17 protein-coding genes and 1 other RNA gene are annotated in these 26,719 nt (G+C 56.4%); 5 read left to right on the forward strand and 13 right to left on the reverse strand.

The genetic code is table 11. The features are described 5' to 3' along the window. Nucleotides 1-373: 373 nt before the first annotated feature. The 3 genes from ACIP66_RS14885 to ACIP66_RS14895 all read left to right on the forward strand — a co-directional run bounded on the left by ACIP66_RS14885 (nucleotide 374) and on the right by ACIP66_RS14895 (nucleotide 7,849). Nucleotides 374-5,617 (forward strand): Ig-like domain-containing protein, encoded by a 5,244-nt coding sequence (locus ACIP66_RS14885; protein WP_400648922.1) that lies wholly within the window; start codon nucleotides 374-376, stop codon nucleotides 5,615-5,617. A 120-nt stretch (nucleotides 5,618-5,737) separates the two neighbouring features. Further along, on the forward strand, nucleotides 5,738-6,661 hold the full coding sequence (locus tag ACIP66_RS14890) for an OmpA family protein (protein WP_400648924.1): 924 nt from the start codon (nucleotides 5,738-5,740) through the stop codon (nucleotides 6,659-6,661). A 249-nt stretch (nucleotides 6,662-6,910) separates the two neighbouring features. Beyond that, entirely contained in the window at nucleotides 6,911-7,849 is a 939-nt protein-coding gene (locus tag ACIP66_RS14895) for an OmpA family protein (protein ID WP_400648926.1), read from the forward strand. Between the two features lie 107 nt (nucleotides 7,850-7,956). Here ACIP66_RS14895 and ACIP66_RS14900 read toward each other — a convergent pair whose 3' ends face one another. The 4 genes from ACIP66_RS14900 to ACIP66_RS14915 form a co-directional block, all read right to left on the reverse strand. After that, on the reverse strand, nucleotides 7,957-11,652 hold the full coding sequence (locus ACIP66_RS14900; RefSeq protein ID WP_400648928.1) for a transporter substrate-binding domain-containing protein: 3,696 nt from the start codon (nucleotides 11,650-11,652) through the stop codon (nucleotides 7,957-7,959). Nucleotides 11,653-11,724: 72 nt separating this feature from the next. After that, entirely contained in the window at nucleotides 11,725-13,575 is a 1,851-nt protein-coding gene (locus ACIP66_RS14905) for a TolC family protein (RefSeq protein WP_400648929.1), read from the reverse strand. A gap of 1 nt (nucleotide 13,576) precedes the next feature. After that, complete coding sequence (locus tag ACIP66_RS14910; protein WP_400648931.1) at nucleotides 13,577-14,821, reverse strand: HlyD family type I secretion periplasmic adaptor subunit; 1,245 nt, start codon at nucleotides 14,819-14,821, stop codon at nucleotides 13,577-13,579. Further along, nucleotides 14,821-17,196, reverse strand: coding sequence for a type I secretion system permease/ATPase (locus ACIP66_RS14915; protein ID WP_400648932.1), 2,376 nt, complete (start codon nucleotides 17,194-17,196; stop codon nucleotides 14,821-14,823). Before ACIP66_RS14915 ends, ACIP66_RS14910 begins: the two co-directional genes overlap by 1 nt. Before the next feature lie 363 nt (nucleotides 17,197-17,559). Here ACIP66_RS14915 and ACIP66_RS14920 point away from each other — a divergent pair, with 363 nt between their 5' ends. Beyond that, entirely contained in the window at nucleotides 17,560-18,255 is a 696-nt protein-coding gene (locus ACIP66_RS14920; RefSeq protein ID WP_400648933.1) for a response regulator, read from the forward strand. Nucleotides 18,256-18,262: 7 nt separating this feature from the next. On the opposite strand, the gene ACIP66_RS14925 is transcribed toward ACIP66_RS14920, so the two are convergent. From ACIP66_RS14925 to aqpZ, 3 genes are all read right to left on the reverse strand, one after another. Further along, complete coding sequence (locus tag ACIP66_RS14925) at nucleotides 18,263-18,649, reverse strand: cell wall hydrolase (RefSeq protein ID WP_159812879.1); 387 nt, start codon at nucleotides 18,647-18,649, stop codon at nucleotides 18,263-18,265. Nucleotides 18,650-18,735: 86 nt separating this feature from the next. Next, the gene (locus ACIP66_RS14930) at nucleotides 18,736-19,371 is read right to left on the reverse strand and encodes a response regulator (protein WP_400648935.1); all 636 of its coding nucleotides are present in this window, start codon (nucleotides 19,369-19,371) and stop codon (nucleotides 18,736-18,738) included. A gap of 140 nt (nucleotides 19,372-19,511) precedes the next feature. Further along, nucleotides 19,512-20,210, reverse strand: coding sequence for an aquaporin Z (gene aqpZ, locus ACIP66_RS14935; protein WP_400648937.1), 699 nt, complete (start codon nucleotides 20,208-20,210; stop codon nucleotides 19,512-19,514). Between the two features lie 301 nt (nucleotides 20,211-20,511). Here aqpZ and ACIP66_RS14940 point away from each other — a divergent pair, with 301 nt between their 5' ends. Beyond that, the gene (locus ACIP66_RS14940; protein ID WP_400648938.1) at nucleotides 20,512-20,991 is read left to right on the forward strand and encodes a C40 family peptidase; all 480 of its coding nucleotides are present in this window, start codon (nucleotides 20,512-20,514) and stop codon (nucleotides 20,989-20,991) included. A gap of 200 nt (nucleotides 20,992-21,191) precedes the next feature. On the opposite strand, the gene ssrA is transcribed toward ACIP66_RS14940, so the two are convergent. The 6 genes from ssrA to ACIP66_RS14970 all read right to left on the reverse strand — a co-directional run. Then, nucleotides 21,192-21,588, reverse strand: a transfer-messenger RNA (tmRNA) gene (gene ssrA / locus ACIP66_RS14945). Between the two features lie 96 nt (nucleotides 21,589-21,684). Beyond that, nucleotides 21,685-21,960 (reverse strand): hypothetical protein, encoded by a 276-nt coding sequence (locus ACIP66_RS14950; RefSeq protein WP_053117006.1) that lies wholly within the window; start codon nucleotides 21,958-21,960, stop codon nucleotides 21,685-21,687. A 160-nt stretch (nucleotides 21,961-22,120) separates the two neighbouring features. Further along, nucleotides 22,121-22,399 carry a hypothetical protein gene (locus ACIP66_RS14955; RefSeq protein WP_053117007.1) on the reverse strand — a complete coding sequence of 93 codons (279 nt, stop codon included), beginning with the start codon at nucleotides 22,397-22,399 and terminating at the stop codon, nucleotides 22,121-22,123. A 129-nt stretch (nucleotides 22,400-22,528) separates the two neighbouring features. Beyond that, nucleotides 22,529-25,339 carry an FAD-binding and (Fe-S)-binding domain-containing protein gene (locus ACIP66_RS14960; protein ID WP_400648940.1) on the reverse strand — a complete coding sequence of 937 codons (2,811 nt, stop codon included), beginning with the start codon at nucleotides 25,337-25,339 and terminating at the stop codon, nucleotides 22,529-22,531. Then, nucleotides 25,336-26,007 (reverse strand): lactate utilization protein C, encoded by a 672-nt coding sequence (locus ACIP66_RS14965; RefSeq protein ID WP_400648942.1) that lies wholly within the window; start codon nucleotides 26,005-26,007, stop codon nucleotides 25,336-25,338. The genes ACIP66_RS14960 and ACIP66_RS14965 overlap by 4 nt, the downstream gene beginning before the upstream one ends. After that, nucleotides 26,007-26,719, reverse strand: a 713-nt coding sequence (locus tag ACIP66_RS14970; protein ID WP_400648943.1) for a lactate utilisation protein LutB domain-containing protein, incomplete at its 5' end; no start/stop codon positions are given. The genes ACIP66_RS14970 and ACIP66_RS14965, both read right to left, overlap by 1 nt.

Consider the following 26,719-nt stretch of genomic DNA (forward strand, 5'->3'; position numbering starts at 1 on the left):
TACATCCTGAGCTGAAGCACAAAAAGCGGACATGTCTTGGGGTCATGTTCGTCGTCGGTGCGGCACGCTCGATGTCATTTCTGCTTTTCTAGATTCCTCTCAGGCGGTAGGCGTCCAATGTAGGACTTGTCTCAATTTTTTTAAGGAAAGTTGAAGCACGCTGACGAGGGATGCGTGCTTGAGACCCCTATAAAACGGGAGATCGGTTGTAGGACTAATCCTGCGTTTGAGACAGGTCTCATATCGACACTTGAAGGCGAACGTCAACATTCAACCTATCCCGAGGTATCGGCTTTTCAATGAGCAGTGCCTGGATGATTAGGACGTGCCGGATGACCGGCGCGGTGACCAACCTGACGAATGAAGGCCTCAAGTGAACACAAACGCAGTGAACGTCGCCGTTGTGGACGGCAAAACCATTACCGAGTCGGTGGAGCTTCGCGCCACCCAGCAAGGTCAACCGGTACGTATTAAAGCCGTGCAGAACGGCAAATACATTCTTGCCGAGGGCGGTGATAAACCAGTCGCTCCGGAAAACATTACCATCAAGCGCGTCGGCAACGACTTGCATGTGGCCACCGAAGGCACCAGCCCGGATCAACCCCAACTGATTATCGAAGGCTTCTTCGAAAGCCAGGGTCAGTTGGTCGGTGTGGCCGAAGATGGCGCCTATTACGAGTACATCTCGTCTGATGGCGATCAGGATCGGGCGGCAGCCTTCCTGCATGACGGCGCGTCCTCACCTCAGGTGCTGGGTGCCGACGAACTGGTCGGTTTTGGCAATGGCCTTGTAGCCGGCAACGGCATCGGCTGGTTCTGGCCTGCCTTGCTCGGGCTGGGTGCTCTTGGCCTGTTGGGGGCCGGTTACGCACTGACCCGTGACGATGACAAAAACCACGATGGCGGTGGCGCGGTGGTCGTTCCTCCGACCCCGGGTCTGGGTGGCGCCACTGATAATGTCGGTGACATTCAGGGGCCAATTGACAAGGGCGGCTCAACCGACGACACCACTCCGACCTTCGGCGGTACCGGTACGCCGGGCAATACCATCATCATCTCGGACAACGGCAAGCCGATCGGCGAAGTCATCGTCGGCGATGACGGCAAGTGGACGTACACGCCGCCCACGCCGCTGCCTGGCGGTGAACATTCGATTGTCGTTGAAGAGAAGGACAAGGACGGCAACATCAGCAAGCCCTCCGACGAATTCGACTTCATCATCGACATCACCGCACCGGGCAAGTCCGTGATCAACTCGATCAGCGACGACGTCGGTGACCAGCAAGGCGTGATCGCGCCAAACGGTTTCACCGATGACAACACTCCGACGCTCAGCGGTACCGGCGAAGCAGGTGCCCGACTCGATGTTTTCGCCAACGGCGTCAAAATCGGCGAAACCACTGTCAATTCGGATGGCACCTGGGCATTTACCCCTTCGCCAGCCCTGGTAGACGGGCAGTACAGCTTTACCACCGTGGCGACTGACGCTGCCGGTAACGTCGGCCTGCCGTCTGATCCGTACATCGTCACTATCGATACCATCGCACCGGTCAAACCAGGTATCGGAACGGGTGGCATTGAAGAAGCCATCGACAACGTTGGCCCGATCACCGGCGACATTGGCGACGGCGGTGTGACTGACGACGGTACCCCAACCTTCGGTGGCGGTGGTCTCACCCCGGGCGACAAAGTCACCATCATCGACGACGGCGAGGCCATCGGTGAAGTCATCGTCGGTGATGACGGTCGCTGGGAGTTCACCCCGGATCCTGCGTTGGCAGAAGGTCCACACCCGATCACCGTGATCGTCACTGACCCGGCGGGTAACACCAGCGAGCCGTCCGATCCGTATATCGTCATTGTTGATACCACTGCCCCCGGCAAACCGGGCGTTGGTACCGGCGGTATCGAAGAAGCCATCGACAACGTCGGGCCGATCATTGGCGACATTGGCGACGGCGGTGTGACTGACGACGGTACCCCGACCTTCGGTGGCGGTGGTCTCACCCCGGGCGACAAAGTCACCATCATCGACGACGGCGTGGTCATCGGTGAAGTCGTCGTCGGTGATGACGGTCGCTGGGAGTTCACCCCGGATCCTGCGTTGGCAGAAGGTCCGCACCCGATCACCGTGATCGTGACCGACCCGGCGGGTAACGCCAGCGAGCCGTCCGATCCGTATATCGTCATTGTTGATACCACTGCTCCCGGCAAACCAGGCGTAGGTACCGGCGGTATCGAAGAAGCCATCGACAACGTCGGGCCGATCATCGGCGACATTGGCGACGGCGGCGTGACTGACGACGGTACCCCGACCTTCGGTGGCGGTGGTCTCACCCCGGGCGACAAAGTCACCATCATCGACGACGGCGTGGCCATCGGTGAAGTCATCGTCGGTGACGACGGACGTTGGGAGTTCACCCCGGATCCTGCGTTGGCAGAAGGTCCACACCCGATCACCGTGATCATCACTGACCCGGCGGGTAATGCGAGCGAACCGTCCGACCCTTACATCATCATTGTTGACACCACCGCGCCACCGGCACCGACGATCGACAGCGTTTTCGATGACCAGGGCACAAGCACCGGCAACCTCACTCCGGGTGACATCACGGACGATGCGCAGCCGGAAATCAGTGGCAGTGGCGAGCCGGGCAGCACCATCATCATTTATGACAATGGTGTCGAGATTGGCCGTGCACCGGTCGGCACAGATGGTCGCTGGAGCCACACGCCGGTACCGCCGCTGCTCAATGGCCCGCATGATCTGACGGCCGCGGCGCAAGATGCTGTCGGTCACATCAGCGATCCATCCACCGGTTTTGATTTTGAGCTGGTTGCTGGGGGGACTCCACCAGCGCCGAGCATCACCGGGGTAGTCGATGACGTGGCCGACAATATCGGCAACATCATGCCCGGCGACAGCACTAACGATACCGAGCCGCAAGTGTCCGGTACTGCTGAACCGTTCTCTACCGTCACCCTGTTCGCCAATGGAGTAGCGGTGGGTTCCATCGTGGCAGACGCACTTGGCAACTGGAGCATTACCCCGAATCCGGCACTGCTGCCGGGGCTGAATAACCTGTCCGCCACAGCGACCAATGCGGCCGGCAACGAAAGCACGCCGACCGGTGATTACCCAATTACCGTCGATGTCACTCCACCTGCTGCAGCTGACGCGAGTCAGCTTGAGGACAATGTTGGGGCGATTACCGGGCCGATCACCAGCGGCGATACCACCGATGACAGTACGCCAACCTTCAGCGGTACCGCAGAGCCGAACACCACGCTGATTGTCTTCGACAACGGTGTCGAAATCGGTCGCGTACCGGTAGATGGCGCAGGCAACTGGAGCTTCACCCCGGCACCTGCGCTGGCCAACGGGCCGCACAGCTTCAGCTCTGTCGTTGTTGACGCCGCAGGCAACCGCAGCCCGGAAAGCGCGCCGATCGACTTCATTGTCGATACCAGTGCCGTCGCTATCAGCATTGACCAAGTAACTGATGACGTAGGCCCAAACCAGGGGCCACTGGCCAGCGGCGGTGTGACAGACGACACCACCCCGACTCTGAGCGGGCAGGCGACACCGAACTCGACCGTCAACATTTATCTCGACGGTGTGTTGTTGCAAGCGGCTGTGCCTGTTAATGCCTTGGGGCAGTGGGAGTACACCGTTAACCCCGCGTTGGGCGAAGGTAATTACGCGTTCAGTGCCACGGTCGTCACCGCTGGGGGAGGGGAAAGTGCGCCAACTGGCGATTTCAATCTGCAAATCGACGTCACGGCCTCGGCAGCACCCACCATTGATGCAGTTACTGACGATGTAGGCGCCATTCAGGGGCCTGTGGCTGACGGTTCGACCACTGATGATACGACTCCGACTCTGAGCGGTAGCGGTGTAGCGGGTGATGTGATCATCATTCGAAACAACGGTATTGAAATCGGCCGTCAAACAGTACAGCCAGACGGCACTTGGAGCTTTACACCCAACCCGCCACTGAACAATGGCTCAACCAACCAGTTCGACGTCATCGCCCAGGATCCGGCCGGCAATCAGAGTGCGCCGTCCGCTTCGTGGACCATCATCATTGATACCGACGCTCCAATCGCCTCGGCAGTTGTTGAGAGCATGGGCAAGGACAGCGGGGCTGACAGCGGTGACTTCGTCACCAACGATGGCAGTGCCGGGCGTTTGATTCAAGGTTCGTTGACGGCTGCATTGGCGGCTGACGAGAAGGTGCAGATTTCTATCGATGGAGGAACAAACTGGCTGGATGCTCTGCTAAATGTCGATGGTACCTGGAACTTCCTCGATCAGAGCAGCCACACAGGTAACTGGACTATACAGACTCGGGTGGTGGATGCGGCGGGCAACACCAACATCTCAGCCCAGACTGTGGAGCTTGATACTCAAGCCCCCGATGCGCCGAGTTCAGTAGTACGTGTCGGCAATGAAGTTACCGTTGACTTCGCCAGTTCAAGTGCAGCGACGGGTGATACTCTGTATGTTGTAATAGGCGGGCAGAGAGTAGCCACTGTGTTAACCAGTGCGGATATTGAGAGTGGCTCAATAATTGTAGATGTTCCCGGCGCCTTAGTGGGGGCGTTGAGCAGTTTTATAGTCGATGAAGTAGGGAATTCTTCTGATGTATTGTTTTCGAGGTATAATTCTTCAGAGAGGTTCGACGGTAGTCGGGTTACTATAGCAAGAGACGAAGTTGTAGATTACGGCTCATTCACTTTGCATAATAAAACTGGTTCAAACATTTCAAATTCCGAAGGCGCCGGTGCTGGGGTCTCACGAGGGCTTTGGGTGGGCAATGGTGATGGAGCGAATGAGCTGTTGCTGGAATTCAAGGAGGGCGGCGGGGTTACATCTTTTGACTTTACATTAGGCTGGACTGATTCAACCTCAAGTGCAGTTTCATTTTTTGATATAAGTGGACGTCTTATAGAATCAGTTTCGATGCCACATGTAGGTTTTAGCATTGTTAATCAGTCTTACTCGGCACCACCTGGAGTGCTAATTGGTAAGGTGGTGTTTGATATTGAGATTGAAGCAAATGGGGTCTATTTGGATAACTTTGTCTTTGGGAGAGGCGCGGACGTTACTCTTCCACACGCAGATTTTCAAATAGTAACCGGAGATAACGCCTATTACGGTGGTGATGGCGATGGCGTGTTTAGGGTTGATGATGTGATAGGTCTTCAAGGCGCGAACTCAAGTATTCACGGTGGTGAGGGTACTGATACGTTGCGTTTAAGTAGTGCGGATCAGATTCTTGACCTGAGCACCATCGCAGGCAAATTACAGTCCATCGAAATCATCGACCTAACCGGAACCGGCAATAACACCTTGAACCTGTCCCTGGGTGATGTTCTGGAACTGGGTGAGAGCTCACTCTTCAGCACGGATGAGACCGTCCAGATGTTGATCAAAGGCAACGCCGGCGATGTCGTCAACCTCGACGACTTGCTGGCAGATGGCACCGATCCGGGCGATTGGGCCGGTCAAGGTACGGTCACGGTGGAAGGCATTGTCTACAACGTCTTCCAACATTCCAGCCTCGATGCCCAACTGCTGGTTCAGGACGGGGTCACCACCAATCTGGTTTAAGCGCAATCGCCGTGCGCGGGCGGTGCCTGCGCACGGCTTGCGGTTGCCCTTGGTGGTCAAGCCTTTCTCACATTCAATCAACTGCGGGCACCGATCGGTGTTCGCGGTGGAGTCATCATCATGTTTAAACGTATGACTATTCTTAACGTCGCGCTGCTGGGTGCGGCACTGGCCAGCGCCCAGATCGCTACGGCCGATGAGGCGTTCAAGCCGGGGAGTGTTTCCGGCAAAATCTTCGGCAATGCCTACAGCCAGGTGGCCCCGGTACCTGATCGCCAGGTGCAGGTTGTTTACTACCGCCCCAACGGTTTGGGCTCCCGTCAGGGCGCGGCCAACGTTTACGTTGACCGTGAGTTCCATGCCGCGCTGCTGCCGGGCGGTTTCAGTGCCTTTTGCGTAGCGCCCGGTCAACACAGCCTGGGCGCTTACGTCAATGATGCCCCGCAATACAAAGGTAAAAGCACCGATGTGTTCTCGGCTGAACTGGACGGCGGCAAGACCTACTTCTTGCGGGTTCGCGAAGACGCTTACGGTGCCCCGCAAGCAGTGACGCGAGCCGAGGCTGAACGTGAGTTGCAAGGCACGCACCGGCAGGTTCAGGCTTTGTCTCGCGCATCGACCGTGCTGGCGTGTGACTACTTGCCGATGGAGCAGGTGCAGTTCAAGGAATACGCCTTGTCGGGTGACGTGCTGTTTGCCTTTGGCAAATCCGGCACTCGCGATATCACCGCCAGAGGACGTGATGCCATCGGTGATCTGATCGGCCAGCTCAAACGTGAAAACGCCAACCTCAGCAGCATTGAAGTTGTCGGCCACACCGACCCGATCGGTTCGGCATCGTCCAACTACGCGTTAGGCCTCAAGCGTGCACAAACCGTGCGTCGTCTGCTGGTCGATGGTGGTCTGGCCTCCGGCAGCATCACGGCTAACAGTGCCGGTGCCGACCAGCCGATCAGCAGTGGTTGCGACGGTTCCCGTTCCGCGCAGATTGCTTGTTACGCCACTGATCGTCGTGTGGTGGTGCGGGTCAACACTCAGCAATAATCGTTCATAGACAGCCTTTGGGAGGCTTGATCTCCTGTCATTGCTCCGACCCGACGTCCTGGTTACGTCGGGTTTTTTTTGTCTGTGAAACAGCCGATAAAACCAGGGAAAGATTTCTGAGACGGGTCTTATATGGATCTTCCCGGCGTGCTCGGATAATGGTCTCCATAGCAATGTGATTGGCACTTGCACGCATTGAACGACTTGAATTTCAGCGCAGAAAGCTTGGGCGCGGGTAGTGGAACGAAGATGACTTATGAATTGAACATGACCCGAGCCGTTGTGCTGTTTGGCGCCACATTGTTGGGCGCGCATCCCTCCATCGCACAGGAGCCCAAGGACGGCACAGTACCCGCTCGGGTGTTCTATGCGGCCTACATGGGATTACCGCCCGTGGCAGTCGATCAAGTGCAAGTGGTGTATTACCGCAACAAGGAAGACGTCCAGCGAAAGGGCGCGGCTCACGTTTATGTGGATCGCCAGTTTCACACCGGCCTGTTGCCTGGTGGGTTCACCAGCTTCTGCATGGCCCCCGGTAGCCATACTCTGGGCGCTTACCTGAATGATGCACCGACTTATTTTGGCAAGAGCAGCGACCTTTATCAGGCCAATCTCGAAGGCGGTCAAACCTATTACCTGCGGGTGCGTGAGGACGGCAACACTTTTCCGGCACCGGTGAAGCGTGAAGAGGCGGAACGAGAGCTGGGCCAGACCCGCTCGCAAGTTCATGTGCTGTCGCGTGCTTCCAGTGTTGAAGCGTGTCGGTATTACGAGTACCTGAAGGACGATGCCCGCTTCAAGCATTACACCTTGGCCAGCGACGTGCTGTTTCCTTCCGGCAAGTCAGGGTATGAAGACCTATCGGTGGCAGGCCGCCAGGCTGTCTTCGACATGCTCAATGAGTTGCACAGCGACGATGCGCAGATCAAACATATTCAAGTCACTGGCCATACGGATGCGTTCGGCACCGAGGCAGACAATCAACTGCTGGGTGAGCAACGTGCAAAGACAGTCGTTCAGATGTTGATCGACGGCGGTATCGCTGAGTCAATCCTCACGGCCCACAGCTCGGCCAGTCGTGATCCGGTCATTCACACCTGCTACGGCCCCCGGATCGAGCAGATCAATTGTTACGCGCCCAATCGTCGCGTGACATTGCGTGTGGAACTTAGCGGCATCCGCCTGTAGCAAATCGCTCCCTCTGCGAGAAGTTCTGCTTCTTGCCTTTAACCGTCGAATCTGAGCCCCAGGTCGACGGTTTTTTTTGCCTGCATTTAGCGCTCGTGCGAGCAGAGTCAACGATCCTTCAACAGGGCTACTTCCAATGAATGCATACAGCCCAAGAGAATGTTGACTTGCTGACCGCACGCCGCCATATCACCTCGAGCGGCGCATGCGTCCAGCTGCGCGCATGCCTCAATCAACTCAACGGCATCGGCGAGATGCGCCCCGCCTTTGATCTTGTGCGCGAGGCTGCGGATTTTTTGCAGATCCTGATCAAGTACACATTGCTCAAGCCGGGCGCCGTCTTCGCGATTGGTCCGCAGCAGTTCATCGACCAGCGGAGCGTACGCATCGGGGCACAAAACCCGGAGTTTTTGCAGTTCTCCGCCGGTGGTGCTGGCGGCCATCGCCCTACGTTCGATCTGGGCCGAGACTGCGCCGACGTGCTCCGTCAGTTGCTCAATGCCGATAGGTTTGAACAGGCACTGAGTCATGCCGGCCTCCATGCAGTCGTCGACGGCCTCCGTTTGTGCCGTCGCTGTCAGACCGAAGATGGGATGCGCACCGAGTGCGCGTGATTGTTCGCTGCTGCGCATTCTGCGGGTCATCTCAAACCCGTTCATGTGCGGCATGTTGCAGTCGGTGATGGTCAAATCGAACGGCGGGTTTTCCTGCTCCCACATCGCAAGTGCGGCTTCCCCGTCGTCGGCGGGCACCGCTTGGTGTCCCAGGTATTCGAGTTGTTGGCAGAGCAATAAACGATTGGCAGCGTGGTCTTCGACCACCAGAATTTTCAGGCGGTAATTTGAAGGGGCGGCGATCGGGCTCGATACCGTGAGTTCATCTGAATGGGTCACTTGAGCGGCGAACACCAGGCTGAAACACGAGCCTTCACCAGGCTTGCTTTCGACGCTCAGGCGGGCATCGAGTAATACCGCCAGACGCGTGCAAATACTCAAGCCCAATCCCGTGCTACGAGCAGTGCTGACCTTTCGAGCCACTTGAATAAAGGGTTCAAAAACCGCTTTTTTCTGCAGTTCATTGAGACCACTACCCGAATCACGTACCTGGATGACAAACCGGCCCTCGCCCGTTTGCGGGTCACTGGAAGTCTGCTGCAACGACAGCTTCACGAAGCCATGGTCGGTGAATTTGATTGCATTACTGACCAGGTTCGAGACGATCTGATTAAGCATCAGCGCGTCGATCATGACGTGAGGGTCGGCGATATCGACAACCAGGTCGAACTTCAGATTTTTGTTTTTCGCGTTAACTTCGAAAAGCTTGTAGATCGATTCAACGACGGTAGTGAGTCGAGTGGGTCGTGGCATCGCCACCATTGCCCCGGCTTCGATCTTCGACAGATCAAGAATGTCACCAATCAGCGATAGCAGCGATTGCGCAGACTCGTGCGCCACCGTGAGGTTTTCCTCGATCTGCTCTGCGCTGCCGCCACGCACACGCAGCATCTCGATCAGACCAATCAGCGCACTGATGGGGGTGCGTATTTCATGACTCATACTGGCCAGAAAGGTGGATTTGGAGGCGTTGGCTTCATCGGCCATTTGTTTGGCCAGGCGCAGTTGCTCGACCAGTTGCTCGCGTTCGCTGATGTCCAGCCAGCCGCCGATTACCCCGGAAAACGCGCCAGCGCCACTCTGGAAGGGCAATGTCCAATGGTAGATGCGACGGGGGCTACCCTTCACCTCGATCTCGAGGTCAGCGTAGGTTGGCTGACCACTGTCTTGAGTTTCCTGGTACAGACGGTGGTAACGCTCACGCATATGCGTGGAAAGAGAGGCCGTGTCCAAAAGGGTTTTGCCAATCACATCTTCACGAGTGGTTTGCAAAAAATTCAGGTAGGCGCGGTTGCAGTGAGCAAGGCGTCCCTGTCTGTCGCGAACATAGAGCGCAATAGGCGACCCGTCGATCAGGGTTTTGCTGAACTCCAGTTGATCGCCGAGGGCCTGCTCGGCTTTGCGGCGCTTTTTGATTTGATGGTGCAAATAATAGATCCACACCAGAAACGCGAGGACAAATCCCGTGGCGACAAAGATCACGGTGTACACGTCGTCCTTGTACGTGCTCCAGGAATTGGCGACTGCCGGCGCTGCGTGGTTGCGCCAGCGATCGCTGAGGGTCTTGAGCTCTTCTGGAGGAATGTCGATCAAAACCTTGTTGATGATATCCCTGAGGATCAGATTGGACGGCCCTACTGCCATGGAAATACGCGCAGGTATCTGGCCGATCACTGCCGCGATATGCAAGTCATGCTGAAAATGATGTTTGATGAAATAGTCGGCACCGAACTGCGTATGCAGGGCGCCCTCGGCACCGCCCTCTGAGACCATCTCAATCCCGCGAGTCGCATTCGATACCGGTACCTGGTCGATGTGCGGGTGCTCACGGCTCAACCATGTCATCAACGGATTTCCGGCGGGAACTGCCAGGCGCTGACCCTCGAGTTGCGCGGGACTGTGGATGTCGGTCTGCGAGCGTCGGGTCACGACCACGAAGGGACTGATCAGGTAGGGGCGGGTGTACTGCTCAGGGCTAAGGCGCAAATCCCCTACGCTCAATGCCGCGATGACATCTGCTTTATTATTTTTCAATTGATCAAGCATGTCTTGTACGCCGGTGCCGGGGATGATTTCCAGCGTGAGACCGGTTCTTTGCTTGATGATTTTCAGAATATCCACGCTCAGCCCCTGCAACTGGTCGTGCTCATCAAAAAACGTCAGTGGCGCATAGGATCCTGCGACCAGTACTTTGATTGTTGGATGGGCCGCGAGCCATTGACGCTCTGCTGTATTGAGATTCAGTGGAGGTTGATCCACCACAAAATTATTGCTTAATCCCCAGCGCGTGGTGATGCGTTTCATGTCATCAATCGGGATTGCGTCCAGCGTCTGATTGATCGCTGCCAGTAATTGCGGACGACGATCGCTAACGGCAAAGTTGATATCGGCTGAGGTGTCGATGGCGTCACCCGCTATGTATAGATCATTGCTGTAGAGCAATCGGATCAGGAACTCGGCGGTGATGCCATCTATCCAGAATGCGTCGGCCTGGTCATAGACTAACGAGGCCATGCCGTTCAGATGATTGACATGCTGAATCAGGGTGGCCTTGGGGTATTGCCGCTGCAACGCGGCGCCAACCGAATCATCGCCCACATAACCCAGGCGCTGACCTTGCAAATCGGGCGATGGCTGCCGGTTTTCGCCGATGCGCCGCACGATGACTTTGTGATTGAGCAGGTAGGGGCGTGATTGGGTGATCGCACCCTCCTGGCCTTCGGTCACGTCGTGCACTGCGAGCATGTCGGCTTGACCGTCTTTAACCGCCTGCCTGGCTTCGGCGCGTGTCGGATAACGCTCAATGCTCAGATGCAGGCCTGTTGCCTGGCGTATCACTTCAAGGTATTCCGCTGCGACACCTTCGAATTTGCTTTGCTCGAAGCCCATGTCGAGGGGAGGCGTTGCACCACTCCAAAGTGCCACTTTGATGTCTGGCCGGGTGTCGAGCCAGCTGCGTGTTTGCGTATCGAAAGTGACGTGTGGGGCGATGATGGGGCCGGTCACCAGCAAGTCAACGGGCTCTGGCGTCTGAGCTTGCAGAGTCGTCGACAGCAGCAGCGTCATCAGCCCCCACGACCAGGCAAAGGACAAAAAAGGAATTTTCAAGGCGTTCAAAATCCATTTGGAGGCTGCGGACATCGGAGCATCAGGTGTTCGTACAGAAACTCCGGTCATGAAGGCTTGCATTGCTTGACACCTTAGCTGTGTCGAGCATACGCCGAAGGGGCCGGGCATTGAAATATGCCCGAATCACCGTGATCACTGGCCGCCGCGAAGCCAGCGGGCGAGTGTGCCTGCGCTCGCGTATTGGCGAAGTATCGCCTGATAGCCGTCGAAGCGATTGGTTATTTCGCTGACCTGATTGCCGTAGTGCTCGTTCTCTGCGCTGAGTACATCCAGAAGCGTGCGTTTGCCCAAGTGGTGCCATTGCAGGTAGAAGTCTTCGCGGATCTGGCCAGATTCCACGGCCAGGTCGCGGTACAGTTCGGCTCGCTCCAGTTGCGTGCGCGCATCGTTATCTGCGGTGCGGATGCGGAACTCCAGATCCCTGCGCTGCTGGTCGGTCTGATAGCGGCTGGCATCGGCTCTCTGCAATGCAGCACGCTCGGCGGCACGGGTCGAACCACCGCGAAAAGCGCCCCACGTCATGGTTAAATTGGTTTGCCAAGGCTGTTCGCGACCGATCGAGTCTTCTGCGGTGGATTTACTTACCACCCAGTTCAATTGCGGGAGCCCGCCGGCCCTGACAGCTTTGGCTTGCAGGTCGGCCGATTCCGCTTCGGCGGTCGCCTGCCGAATGGTTGGATGGGATTTTGCGTCTTCAAGCAATTGATCGAGATTGGCCAGGCGGATGTTCCACTCTTTGGTACGCGGTATAGGTATCGGACGGTCGCCCACCAGTTTGCGCAGTGTGATTTCGGCGTCTCGTGCTTTGGCGTCGGCGGCATCGCGCAATGCCTGGGCTTGCAGCAGTCGCGCTTTGGCTTGTGTGAGTTCGCTGTAACGGCCCTTGTCGACGGCAACAATGCCCGCGAGCATTTTCACCAGATCATCCATGCGGTCGGCAAATTGCTGGCTCAGGTCGACAATGATGCGTTGCTTGCCGAGTTCGACGAGTGTGGTGACGACCTCATAGCCAGTGGTTTCCTTTTCCGCTTCCAGGCTTTCGTTTGCCGCAGTAGACAAGCGTTTCCGGCTATCGATCGAGTTGCGGATGCGTCCCCAATCGTAAAGGGGAGTGGTCACCGCGAGGTTGATCCCGCCACTGCCGGATTCTTCATCCGAGCCTTTTCCGAATTTGATCGGTGAGGTCTGCGTGCCGACATCTACTTGCGGCCAGCGTTGGCCTTTGGCTTCGTCGACATCGGCGATGGCGGCTTCCTGTTCTGCCTTGGCGCGGAAGATCGTCGGGGCGCGATCAATCGCCGTTTCTACCGCACGGTTAAACACTTCGCGCAATTCTGCTTCGGAAGGGCCGAGCACGGTATTGCCGGCGCCGCGGCGGGCAGCCATGCGCGGAGGTAAAGCCGCCAGCGCCAGTGCCGAAACGCTATGGGTTTGCTCGATGACCGGATGTTGGCCATTGGTCTTGGCCGCAGGTGTCGGGCGCACTGGCGTTTCATTGACGGGCCGAGCCGGCGCAGTGGTCGTGACCGTCGGCGTCGCGGTGACAGATGAAAACGAAAGCAGCTGTTCTCTTTTGCCAGTGACGGCAGTTGCAGTCTGCCTCGACGGTTGCGAAGTGCTGACGGCCGAGTTCACCGGACGTTGTAATGACGCGGTGAACGTGGCCAGGCCGCTGTCCTTCGCTTGCATGGCCACTGCTGCCGATTTCGGGTTTGCGGTGATAGAACCTGCTGTCGCGGAACGAACTTGAGCAACCGGCGCCGCTTCGGGGGCGAAAGACACCAGCGCATTGTCCTGATTCAATAAGGTTCTGCGCACAGGCGCAGGTGCGGGTTTAACCGATTCCTCGGGACGTGGTTGAGCGGAGAAGGTTGGCAGATCATCAGCCAGCGTCGCTTGAATGGAAACACCACTCAACAGGCAGATCGAGACCAGCCAGGCGGCAGGCGTCAGCGGAAAGCGCGAGGTCAATGTGGATTTCACTTTATCGCTCCCGAAACGCTTCCCGTGCCTTGAGCACAGGTTTAAGCAGGTAATCGAGAATGGTTTTTTCGCCAGTGCGCACCTCGATGGACGCCACCATGCCGGGGATGATCGGCAATGACTGACCGCCCGCTTCCAGCGTGCTGCTGTCGGTCAGAACAGTGACGCGATAGTAGGTATCGTCAGGGCGTCCGGCAGCCGCTTTCTGATCGTCTTTGAGCGTGTCAGGGCTGATCAACTCGACAGTGCCTTTCAGTCCGCCGTAAATGGCGTAGTCATAAGCGGTGATTTTTACGGTCGCAGGCAGCCCCGGCCGAAGAAAGGCAACGTCAGCAGGTCGGATTTTGCCTTCGACCAGCAACTGATCCTCCAGCGGTACGATTTCGAGGATCGGTTCACCGGGCTGTATGACCCCGCCGCGAGTGTTGACCCGTACGTTCTTCACGGTGCCCTTGACCGGCGCATTGATGGTCGTGCGATCAACCACGTCGGCGCGACCGACCAGGTTCTCGCTGGTCTGAGAAAGCTCCAGCTCAAACTTGGCCAGCTCCGAGTTGGCCTCGGCCTGATAGCGGTTAATGCGTTCGACGATCTGCGATTTGATTTCGTTGGCTGAACGACGCATGCGCAGGATTTCAACTTCGGACATCAATCCTTTGGCAGCCAGGGGTTCAGCCAACTGAATTTCCCGGGTCGAAAGGGCGTAGCTGCGCTGCAAACTGCCGATACTTTCATCCAGGGCGTTTTTACGAGCCTTGTAAGCTTGCTGCTCTTGATGAACCACTGCCGGGTCTGTCATGACCATCTCGTCAAACACCAACGGCTGCTGATACGCCTCGGCACGCAGACGGGTGATGCTGGCCTTGAGGCCAATCACCTTGGACAAGGTTTCACGGTAGCTGGCCTGGGCACGGGTCGGGTCAATCTTGAGTAGCGTCTGGCCTTTCTCGACGATGTCACCTTCGCGAACATTCATCTCGGCGAGGATGCCCCCTTCCAGACTTTGAATGACCTGTTCGCGGCTCTTGGAAATAATCTTTGCTTCGCCAAGGGTGATTTCCTCAACGACGGCGAAGTAAGCCCAGATCAATCCACCGATCAAAACCGCGGCAATCAGTTGAAGCACCAAGCGTGAGCCGGGCGTGGTCTGCGCCAACAGCGATTCCTGCACATCGTTCATGAAGGCAGCGTCACCGGGCTGCAGCGGGGATGCGCTATCGCCTCGACTGAATAATTTCTTGAACATTACGAAGTCACCGCAGGAGGTCTCGGGGTTGGAAGTGGCTCAGACTGGGGGGGCAGACTCCCGTCTGTAGATTGAGTTTTGTAGCTGCGTGCCGGTGGCACCGGGCGCGGTGGCCCGATCTTGCTGTTGGCTGCGGGATTGCCTGGGGCCTTCGGATTGGCTTTTTCTGTCTCCTTGGCGGCGTTAGCGCTGAGGGCCGCGAGAATGGTGTCCTTGGGGCCGTCAGCGGTAACCTTGCCGTCATCGACGATCACGATCCGGTCGACCAGCGACAGCAGTGAAGGCCGGTGCGTGACGACGACCAGGGTTTGGCCTTCGGTCGCGCGCTTGAGATGCTCCAGAAACTGCGTCTCGGTCTGTCCGTCCATGGCGCTGGTCGGTTCGTCCAGCAACAACAGGTTCGGCCGGGCCAGCAGGCTGCGTGCGAGCGAAACCAACTGACGCTGGCCGCCCGACAGACCCTCGCCCATCTCTCCGATCGGCAGATTGATCCCTTTGGGATGACGGCCCGCAACATGGTCAAGTCCGGTCAGGCGCAGCACGCGCAGAAACTCTTCTGCCGTGGCTTCCGGCCGCCCCATCATGACGTTTTCACGTAGTGAACCGTAAAACAGCCGGGCATCCTGACCGACGTATCCGACTGCTTGGCGCCAGTCCGCCGGGTCGATCTGATTCACGTCCAGTCCGTCGGTAAACATTTGTCCTTTTACAGGCAAATACAACCGAGCCATGACTCGCAACAGCGTGGATTTTCCGCTGCCGATCCGCCCGAGAATCGCGACTCTCTCTCCGGGTTTTATGACCAGGCTAATGCCTTGAAGCACGGGGGGATTGGGTTGCATGGGCGGGGCCGGGTAGGCGAAGTCCACCGCCTTCAGAGTGATCTGACCGCTAAGCTTAGGCTTGGGCAGATACTCGCGTGTGACGTCGCGATCGACTGGCATTTCCATCAGGTTGTTCAGTGAACCCAGTGCCGCTTTCGCTTGTTGAAAACGCAACGCCAGTCCAACTACCTGACTGAGCGGCGCTGTGGCACGACCCGCGAGCATCACCGTAGCGATCAGCGCACCCATGGTCAGATCGCCAGCGTCGATCAGATAAACGCCGATGACAATCAGCGCCACCGTCTGGATCTGCTGGAAGAACGCCACGGATCCGGAAGCCATGCTCGACAGTTCCCGTGACTTCATCGAGGTGCTGGCTGCCAGCGCACTGAAGGCTTCCCAGCGACGTTGCATATAGGCCTCGCCACCCACCGCTTTCAGTGTTTCCAGGCCATCGATGGACTCGATCAACACGCCTTGCTTGAGCGATGACTCACGCAGGTTTTCTTTCATGGTGCGTGCCAGCGGCCATTGAATCACCACGCTGATGATCAGAATCAAGGGGATCAGCAGGAGCGGAACCCAGCCCAGCGGACCACCGACGGCAAAAATCACCCCGACGAACAACAAAACAAACGGCAAGTCGGAAATGGTGGCGAGCGTGGCTGAGGTCGCGAAGTCGCGCACCGATTCAAACTCACGCAATTGGTTGGCGAACGAACCGGATGAAGCTGGTTTGTGCTCCATCTGAATTGAAAGAGCCTGCCTGAACAACAGGGTGCCCAACACCAGATCAGCTTTCTTTCCCGCCACGTCCAGTAAGTGCGCACGCACGTAGCGGGCAATTGCTTCAAACACCATCGCGATCACTACCCCGATCGCCAGCGACCAAAGCGTGACAAACGCCTGGTTGGGTACAACCCGGTCATATACGTTCATGGTGAAAAAGATGCTGGCCAAGGCCAGAATGTTGATCAGCACAGCGCCGATTGCGGCGCTGCGGTAGTAACGCCGGTAGCGCCACAACGTCGTGAGCAACCAGTGACCTGAGCCGTGCGGGGTTTCATCACCTGCGCGCGAATCGACCTTTGCCTTGGGTTTCATCAGAATCGCAAAACCGGCATAGAGGTCATCCATGACCTTCTGATCAATTTCTACAGGATCAGGGCTGATCTCCGGCAGCACCAGTTGGTAGAGGCATGCGCGCTTGTCCTCACTGCCTGGATCGGGACGATAACCCAGCAAAATGCAGCCACCCTTGTCCTTGCGCAAGAGAATGATGGGCATCAACTGTTTGGGCAGTATGCGAATAGAGCGCTCGACCATCCCCGCTGTGAGCCCGGCATTGGCCAGGCTCTGCATGGCCAGGGAAGGCGTCAACAAGCCTACTTTAGGCAGCCCTGCCGCTAAGGCCTGGGGGGATCGCCCCAAATTGTAGTGGTCGCAGATCCAGGACACGCTTTGCATAAGCGTGTCCTGGATGTGTGTTTGAGGCGCAGGCATAGCCTGGACGTCCACGTCTGAATCAGCGGGCGCGCTTTGAGTAGCCATCAGATAGTCCTGGGCTGGGCCCGCTTGTGGCGAGCTGTGTCGGCGTATTTGAGTAAGGAAATCCCACAACTGATGCGGTATCTGTCCAGTGGGGTGTTCCTGAGCGATTAGGATAATTCTGACAACCGAGCGGACATGCGTGAACGAGACTTGTCCCAAAATCGCGGGGATCGGAAGTAGGTAAACCAGCGGTTATTCAGCCGCAGCAAAGCGACCCGAATGCTTCCAATTGCCTTAATTGATGACAGGGATAGCCATAAATTCTTAAATTTTCTTTCAGCTAACACTTAGGCTAAGGTGCATTTATAAAAATATGTAGGAAATTTCCGAGCGTATTTTCGGCCTCATGGAGTATTCAGAATAATGAAATGGTCGGTGGTTTCACCTTTGCGGATCGCGTTGCTTGATGATCACGCTTTGATTCGGGAAGGGCTGAAAATCCGCTTGTCGACTGAGTCGGATTTTAAAATTGTCGGGGTTCATTCGAGCAGCGCTGAACTGCAGGAGGCTTTGCGCTCCGAGTCGGCCGACCTTTTGATTCTGGACTATCAACTGAGTGACGGAGAGCTTGACGGTCTGAGATTGATTCAGCTTCTACGCAGTCACTACCCCGAAATGCGTATCTTGATTTTCTCTTCGCTTGAAAGGCCGGCCACGGTCAACATGGCGATTCGGGCTGGCGCCAACGGTTTTTTTGGAAAGTCCCAGCAAACCGAAGAGTTGGTCCGGGCTATTCGAATGGTGGCACTGGATCGCTTGTACCTGTCTCCTGAAATGGCGGCTGATCTCGATACCACCCCCGCAGTTCAAGTTCCAGGAAGCACTGATGGCGCTTCTGTTGCGGGGGGCGACGCATTGGTCGATTACCCGGCACTTTCGCCGAAAGAGCGAGAAGTGTTGCGTTGCTGTCTTGAAGGATTGTCAGTGTCTCAAATCGCGCTGAAATTCATGCGCAGTCGCAAGACAATCAGCGGCCAGAAGCAGGCTGCCTTGCGCAAGCTCAATGTGCGCACAGATACCGAATTGTTCAAATTGCATCTGGATCTCAGGGATTTGTGAAGGCGCTTCAGAACGCTGGCGGTCTGACTTCTCTATAAAAAATATGCTCGCCTATCCGGACGGTCTTCAGGATGTTGAGCCTCCAGACCGGTTTGACCCCATGGGCATGAAAATGCGTTGCGCCATCCGTGATGTCTTCCACTTCGCCGCCTAGAACCTCATTGGCAATTCTTTGTGCTCTGTTCCAGGCGAGAGGTTCTTGCGGTAGCTTTCTGCTCTTTTGCGTCCAGGAAAACTGCCGCCGTTTGTACACGACCTCGCAAACTTTCGCGTTGTCCCAATTGGCGCGATTCATCGTCACCATCGCAACGGCGACCTGGCCTGAGTGAGGCTCGCCGCGCGACTCATGATAAATATTCATCGCAAGGCAAAGAAGCGCGCTATTTAGTGACATGGTAATTAACTGATAGTGGTGAGGAGGAGCCCTATGGTGCTTACAGCGACGAACAGTGGCTTTAAGATTTGTCCGGTTTTAACGTGTTACCGGTCAGTGAGCCCGTTTCGCTTTGCAAGGTCATACAGATCTAGCAACGTGCTTGCATTTAATTTAATCAATAATCGCGTTTTATAGGTGCTGACAGTTTTGCTACTTAGGGACATGCGTTCGGCGATCGTTTTATTGCTTATGCCGCGTGCCAGTTGTTGCAAGACCATTAGCTCGCGAGCCGTCAGTGACTGCAGAAGTTCCTCTTCCTGATCAGGATCATCATGGCGACGAATGAGAGTGCAGGCGTGATCTGGCGAGTAACTGTAGCCACGCTTCACTGCTCTTAAAGCATTGATTAAGTCGCAAAGTTCTTGATGCTTGCTGACAAAGGCGTCAGCGCCGATTTGCATGCAGCGCAAAGCGATATGCTCTGATTCCTGGCCGGTCAGTACAATTATTTTAACGCGTGCGTCAAAGGACTTGAGGCGACTGATGACGGTCAATCCATCTATCCTCGGCAGACCGATGTCCAGAATAATAACGTCAGGAAGGAGATCTTGAGTGAGCGTCAGGGCTTTGACCCCATCGCCGGCTTCCCCGACAACTTCATAACCTTTTTCCTCCAGGATCAATCGAACCGACATGCGGACTGCAGGATGATCATCGGCGATAAGTACACGGTCGTTCATGGAGCATTCCGTTTTGTTTAGAGGCGAGAGACATTGGTTTTGCCCTGCTTGGTTAAGGTTGGCAATTTTTATATTTTTTTTAAGACATGTCTCAGAAGAGTGCCCCCGTTGAAAACGTTGGGCACTCCAGGTGCCGATCGCTAGGGCTGTGCTGTCGCACGAGTGTCAAACTTTTTGGCGAACAGCGCGCCCATGATTGCGCCAGCTATCGGAGCCAGCCAGAACAACCAGAGTTGGCTCATGTATGCCGCTCCGGCAAAAAGCGCAGGTCCAGTGCTGCGAGCAGGATTGACCGAGGTATTGGTAACCGGTATGGATATCAGATGGATGAGCGTTAAGGTCAGACCAATTGCCAGTGGTGCGAAGCCTTGTACGGCACTGGGTGATGTCACTCGCATGATGATGAACAGAAAGAAAAAAGTGGCGATGAATTCAACAGCCAGGGCCGCTGACAAACTGAATTTGCCAGGGCTAAGGTCGCCGTATCCATTCGCTGCGAATCCGCCGACCTCAAACCCAGGCTTTCCACTGGCGATGAAATACAGCGCGGCTGCAGCGGTAATGGCGCCGATTACTTGTGCAAAAACATAAGGGACGACATCTTTTACGTCTACCCGATTACCAGCCCACAAACCTATCGTAACGGCGGGATTGAAATGCCCGCCGGAGATGGATCCCACTGCGTACGCCATCGTAAGTACAGTTAATCCGAAGGCCAATGCGACCCCCGCGAAACCAATTCCCAGTTCAGGAAATGCAGCTGCAAGTATGGCGCTCCCGCAACCGCCAAAAGTTAGCCAAAAGGTGCCCAGAAATTCTACCGCCAGTCTTTTCCTCACGTTCAGATCCTGTGTGATATGGGTGGAGTAACGTCGTCCGATTTGAATATATCGGTGGTCGGGGTTTGTTTGAATGTGATGATTTTAACGCTACCCAATCAGTCGTTAATTGATCCATGAGAATTGTCTTGTTTATTGCTTTTTTCGTCAGTTGGTGAAGTCTTTATTTAAGACAGTGCTTATGTATCTGGAGGGTGGCGTTTCCTACCCTGTGCACTCGTTAAACAGTGTTGATGGTTGTTGCATGAGACGATATATATTCAGTTTTTATTTGAGCTTGGCTCTGATGAGCGGATCGCCAATGGCGCTCGGCGAAAAGCGCGATCGCATTTCACTGCCCATTGACTTGAGCACGATTTCTATCAATGCAGAACTATCGCCAGCAAATAGAATTGTCGACCGTGCCCATGAACTAATTGGCACGCGTTATCGTTGGGGTGGCAGTAATGTTCGAGAGGGTTTTGATTGCAGTGGCTTGTTGGTTTATTTATTTAAAACCGAGGCGGGTATACAGTTGCCAAGAACCACTGCATCAATGTTCAATAGTTTGGGGGAAGTTGTGCCGCGCAAACAACTGAAACCCGGGGATGCCGTGTTCTTCAAGCATGATAGACGCCGGCCTGTTAGCCATGTAGGCGTGTACATTGGTGGCGGCCGATTTATTCACGCGCCCAGTCGCGGGAAAGTCATGCGTATTGATTTGCTTGAGAGTGATTACTGGAATAAGCGTTATCTTGCTGCCAAGCGTTTTCATGAATTTTCAGCGAATGAGTTTTATTGACCAGGTTTGCATGTCCTTTTAATCGAGCATCCCGGTCTGGACTCGCGTAGGCAGATCGCAACCTTTGGCGCTCTGTACTGTCCGAGGACCCCGGCCCAGACCGATGGTTGGCTGCTGTGTGACGGCGATCGACGCTGAAAACGGATTTTGTCGAATTTCAGCCAAAAAAAAAGACGTCCGAGGACGTCTTTTTTTTGAGTTGGTGGAGCCGGGGGGATTTGAACCCCCGTCCGCCAGTACTCCGCTGTCGGTACTACATGCGTAGCCGTTTCTATTAAGTTAACCCTCAGCGACCCGAAGGGCAGGGTGCTTTGGGCGAGTTGTGTAAGTTTTAGCCGCTTCGTCCACAACGTACTGCACGGCGATTCTGTTCTATATGACAATCACTTTGGGTTTACAGACATCCCCTGGTGATTGCTGGACCCGAAGGTACCAGAAGCTCAGGGCTAAGGCTGCTTACGCAGCGAGAGCGAATTCCTGGCCGTAGTTTTCGTCATTGGCAACTATAAGTAGTTGCAACAGTGGATTTACGACTTCTGTTACCAAGTCGGCATGCACCTAAAGTTTCGCAACCGGCGTCGAATCCTAAACGGCCCCGAACTCATTGCTCAGTACATCTGTTTGAGCAACAAGTCTGTGCAGTGTACGTCAATCGGCCGGGAAGGCCAACCCGAAGGTTGGCTTCCGGGTGTGTCAGTTACGCGTTGGATTGCGGATCTGCATTTTCGTGATCATGCCATTGGTAATTTCAACGCATTTGCCATCGTCCCCGGCAGCCTGCGCCTTCATGGCGTCTTCCTGGGCGGTCTTGACGTTGTTCAGCGAGGTTTCCGGAATGGAAGGCTGGCTGGTGACAAAGTCTTTGATAACTTGAAGATTCCCGGCACACAGGTCTTTATCCGCCGCAAACACCGGCGACGCCAGAAGTGCACCAGCGATGAACAATCCAGCAATTGCAGAATGCTTCATGGGTATCTCCTTGAACGGTAGGTCTCGGTGCTGCCGGACGGTCTGGCGGCGATGCCGAGGTCATAACAGGCTACGTTAGCGTAGTGCCTGTTCAATCGACCGCCGCGCTACGCAGGAATTCGGTTTTTTTTACATCTGGTATCAAAACGCCTGCTCACGATCACTTCTTGGTGTCACCCGAGGTTTTCTGGATTTCCAGAATCGTTTGCTGGGTTTCCGCGACGCAGTCGTCAATCTTGCCTTGGGCCTTGAGGGCCTGGGCTTTTGCCACACTGGCGGAGACGCGCGCGTTCAGCTCCGATGAAGTCTGATATTCCGATTTCGCGTTATTGATGGTTTGCAGATTGGCTTCGCACAGGCTGTCTGGTCCGGCGGCAAACGAAGTCGACGCCATCACCGAGGCAGTAACGAACAGACCGAGCAGTACAGAACGTTTCATGTGTATCTCCTTGCGCTGAGGGATCCAGACTTCGCTGACCCGGAGTGCCGGTCACCGAAAGAAGGAACGGCCCCGAGTGTTCGGGGCCTGTTCTGTGGACTGCGGTCTTGCGCAAGGGTTCTGTTTTCTTCAGCAGGCCTTCGCCTGAGTGACTCGATCGACCAGATAAACCAGACCGTGATAGTCGATGCCGCCATGTTGCGTCAGGCCGATTTCGCAGGTGCGACTGGTCGAAATTCCCTCACTGCAATGTTGCACCGCGTCCTTCAAAGTGCGTAGCGAATGGCTGTTCAGCTCCGGCGTGGTGAAGCCCTTGTCGCCGGCAAAACCGCAGCAATGAATGCCTTCCGGAATCACCACGGTTTTGCTGCATCTGCGCGCCAGATCGATCAACGCCTGGCTTTCGCCCAAGTGCTGAGTGCTGCAGGTCACATGCACGGCAATCGGTGCGTCTTGCGGGGTGAAATCCAGTCGATCGAGAAGATGCGTACGAATGAAACGCACCGGGTCGTACAGATCGAGACGGGTTTCTCCTACGTCCTGCACCAGGCGCAACGTGCACGGACTGGTGTCGCAGTAGATTGGATCGAGACCGCCGCGACTGGCGTGGAGCAGGGCACTGATCAACTCCTGACGCTTGTGTTCGGCTTGCTCGGCGTAGCCTTTTGAGGCGAAGGGCTGACCGCAGCAGAGGTTGTCCTGATTGTCCGGGAACACCACTTGGTAACCGGCCTTTTCCAGCAGACCACGGGTTTTGTCGTAGAGCGACATCTGCTCTTTATCCCCCGCCGCCGGCCCCATGACCCGCGAGACACACGCGGCCAGATACACCACACGCGGGCGTTCGTCCGACACACTCGGGCTGAAGCGAATGGCTTTCTCCGGTTGCGGCATCGCATTTGTCCACAACGGCACCTGGCCTTTGGATAGGCGCGTCAGTGTTGCCGACAGTTTCGCCAGACGCGGCGCGCCGAGCATCATCCGCGCACCGTTAGCCACATGCAGAGTGAAGCGTGCGCCTTGCAGAGTCTTGGCGAAATTTCCTTCAATCCAGTCAGCCGTTTTCTGATGCGTTGCGTGTCGGCCTCGGAGCTTTTTCACCAGCTCGCCGGTGTTGATGCCTACAGGGCAACGTTGTGCGCACAGACCGGTGGCGGCGCAGGTTTCGATGCCTTGGTATTCGTAGGCTTGTTCCAGTTCGGTGGTGTCGACGCCGGCACGTTTTTTCGCCTGAATATCGCGCCAGATCACAATGCGCTGGCGCGGGCTCAGGGTCAGTCCTTTCGACGGGCAGACCGGTTCGCAGAAGCCGCACTCGATGCACTTATCCACAATCTCGTCGGCCGCCGGCAGCGGCTTCAGGTGCTTGAGATGGATCTGCGGATCTTCGCTGAGCACCACGTCCGGGTTGAGAATGCCACTAGGGTCGAGCAGACGTTTCAGTTGCCACATCAGTTGATAGGCGTCGCTGCCCCATTCCAGTTCCACGAACGGCGCCATGTTGCGCCCGGTGCCGTGCTCGGCTTTCAGCGAGCCGCCGAACTCCACAGCTACCAGTTGCGCGACGTCATCCATGAACGCTTGATAGCGTGCGACTTCTTCCGGGTTGTTGAAGCCTTGAGTGAAGACAAAGTGCAGATTACCTTCCAGCGCGTGTCCGAAAAGGATCGCTTCGTCGTAGGAATGTTTGTCGAACAACTCGATCAAGCGGTTCACACCGATGGCCAGTTGTTCGACCGGGAAGGTCACGTCTTCGATGATCACCGTGGTGCCGGTTTTACGTACGGCGCCGACGGCAGGGAAGGTGTCTTTGCGAATGGCCCAGAGCTTGGCGTTTTCGGCAGGGTCTTCGGTGAAGTCGACCTGCTTCTCCACCGGGAAACCTCTGAGCGACGACATGATTTGCGCCAGTTGTTCCTGTAGGAGTGCAGAGGTCGCCGCGCGGGATTCGATCAGTAGCGCGCAGGCATTGTTCGACAGTTGTTGTACGAAAGCGGGCATACCCGGTTTGTCTTGCACCGAGCGCAGACTGCGGCGATCAAGCAGTTCTACAGCGGACACCGGTTGGCTTTTCAGCACGGTAACCGCGTTGCAGCAGGTCTCCACATCGGGGAAGACGATCAGCGCCGAAGCCTTGTTCGGGTGATCGATTACTGTGTCGTACGTCACCGCGCTGATGAAGCCGAGCGTGCCTTCGGAGCCGACCAGCAAGTGGCTCAAGATATCCACAGGCTCATCGAAATCCACCAGGGCGTTGAGTGACAGGCCGGTGGTATTTTTCAGACGGTATTTGTGGCGAATTCGTGCAGAGAGTTCGGCGTTGGCGCGGGTCTCGCGGCCTAAAGTCGCCAAGCGTTCAAGCAGATCGCTGTGGCTGGCGTGGAATGCCGCGACACTCGCCGCGTCTTCGGTATCGAGCCGCGTGCCATCGGCCAGCACTAACCGAATCCCGGCCAGCGTGTGATAGGTATTTTGCGCGGTGCCGCAGCACATGCCGCTGGCGTTGTTGGCGACGATGCCGCCGATTTTGCAGGCATTGATCGACGCCGGATCCGGGCCGATCTTGCGTCCGAACGGCGCCAGCCACGCATTGGCTTGCGCACCGATCACGCCCGGTTGCAGGCGGATTTGCGTACCTTGGCCACGAATCTCGCGGGCGTTCCAGTTATCCCCAAGCACAATCAACACCGAGTCGCTGATTGCCTGACCTGACAGACTGGTACCCGCCGCGCGGAAGGTCACCGGGACATGATCACGCTGAGCCAGTTTCAGCAGCGCAACCACTTCATCTTCGGATTCAACGCGGATCACCAACTGCGGAATCAGCCGATAAAAACTCGCATCGGTGCCGAAGGCCAGCGTCGATAACGGATCATCAAAACGGCGCTCGGCCGGAATCAGTTGCTGCGCATCACGCAGGAAATTCACTGGAAGCGTCATTGGTCCTCCAGGATCAGCACCACGAGGTCTTTCGGGCCGTGGGCGCCGTAGGCAAGCACTTGTTCAATGTCGGCGGTTTTCGACGGGCCGGACACCAGCAACGCATTGGTCGGCATGCCTTGCGCCCACTCGAATTCCTGTTGCACCTGATAGAAGTTGTCGCGGATTTCGCTGGCCTTGAGCAGGGCGAAATGTACTGGCGGCACCAGACTCATCAGCCGTGGTTCTTCGCGGGTTGGCCACATGATCAGGCTGCCGGTGGCGGCGATCGCGCCAAGGGTGCCGGTGAGGCTGGCCGGAGTGTCGTTGAACAGCTCGGCTTTCCATTCTTCCATTGGACGGTCGTAGGATTTCAGCGTCGGCAGGTCAGGATTGTTCGCCCAGTGTTGTGTGATTTTCTGCCCGTGGGCGGTAGTCGGTGCAATCAACAGGCTCGGTAACTGACGATCGCGCAGCAATTGCGCCAGCAACTCCGGCCACTCTTCGCCCGAGGTCATGTGGATTTCGGTGTGCACCGCTTCCATCAACTTGCGCAGTTGCGGAATGCGTTGTTCGGCGCTGTAGGTGTAGGGCTGCGTCACCAAATCGACGTCGAAGTCGTCGGCAATCGGCGTGGCGCCGGTCAGACTTTTCCGCAGTTTGCCGAGGATATTTTGCTTGGCGCTCATCAGCGATCTCCCTGTTTGGCCAGATGCTCGCGGGCCATGTCGTGCAGTGAGCGGGCGGCGGGTTTTGGTGCGCTGTGATTTTGCGTCCACGGGCCGACGTTGCTTGGCGTCAATGCTCGCAAGCGTGTGGCGAAGAAACCGAATAATCGATACAGAGTGGGTGAGCTGTTGAGCCTGGCCCAGGCGTTCCAGATAAAACGTTCCTTGCGCGAATACTTGCTGCCTTGACCGCGCATCACTTGGTGCGGGCTGTCGGGCGCTTTGACGTTTTCTTCGCGCAAGCGCCGCAGGATCGCCGGGATAGGAATTTTTACCGGGCAGACTTCACCGCAGGCACCGCACAGCGATGACGCGCTCGGGTGATCCGGGACTTTTGCCAGGCCAACCATGTGCGGGGTGATGATTTTGCCGATCGGCCCCGGATAAACCTCGCCATAGGTATGGCCACCGACGCGGGTGTATACCGGGCAATGGTTCATGCAGGCGCCGCAGCGGATGCAGTTCAAGGTCTGACGCAATTCACTGTCGGCGAATGCCTGGCTGCGACCGTTGTCGAGCAGCACAAGATGCACTTCCTGCGGGCCGTCGAGTTCGTGTTCCTTGCGCGGCCCGGAGATCATGTTGACGTAGGTTGTGATCGGAATGCCCAGCGCTGAGCGGGTCAGCAGCGACAATAACGGCACCACGTCGCGCAGGTTTTCCACGACTTTTT

It is taken from the genome of Pseudomonas sp. NPDC088429 (assembly GCF_044753305.1).
Lineage (GTDB): Bacteria > Pseudomonadota > Gammaproteobacteria > Pseudomonadales > Pseudomonadaceae > Aquipseudomonas > Aquipseudomonas rustica.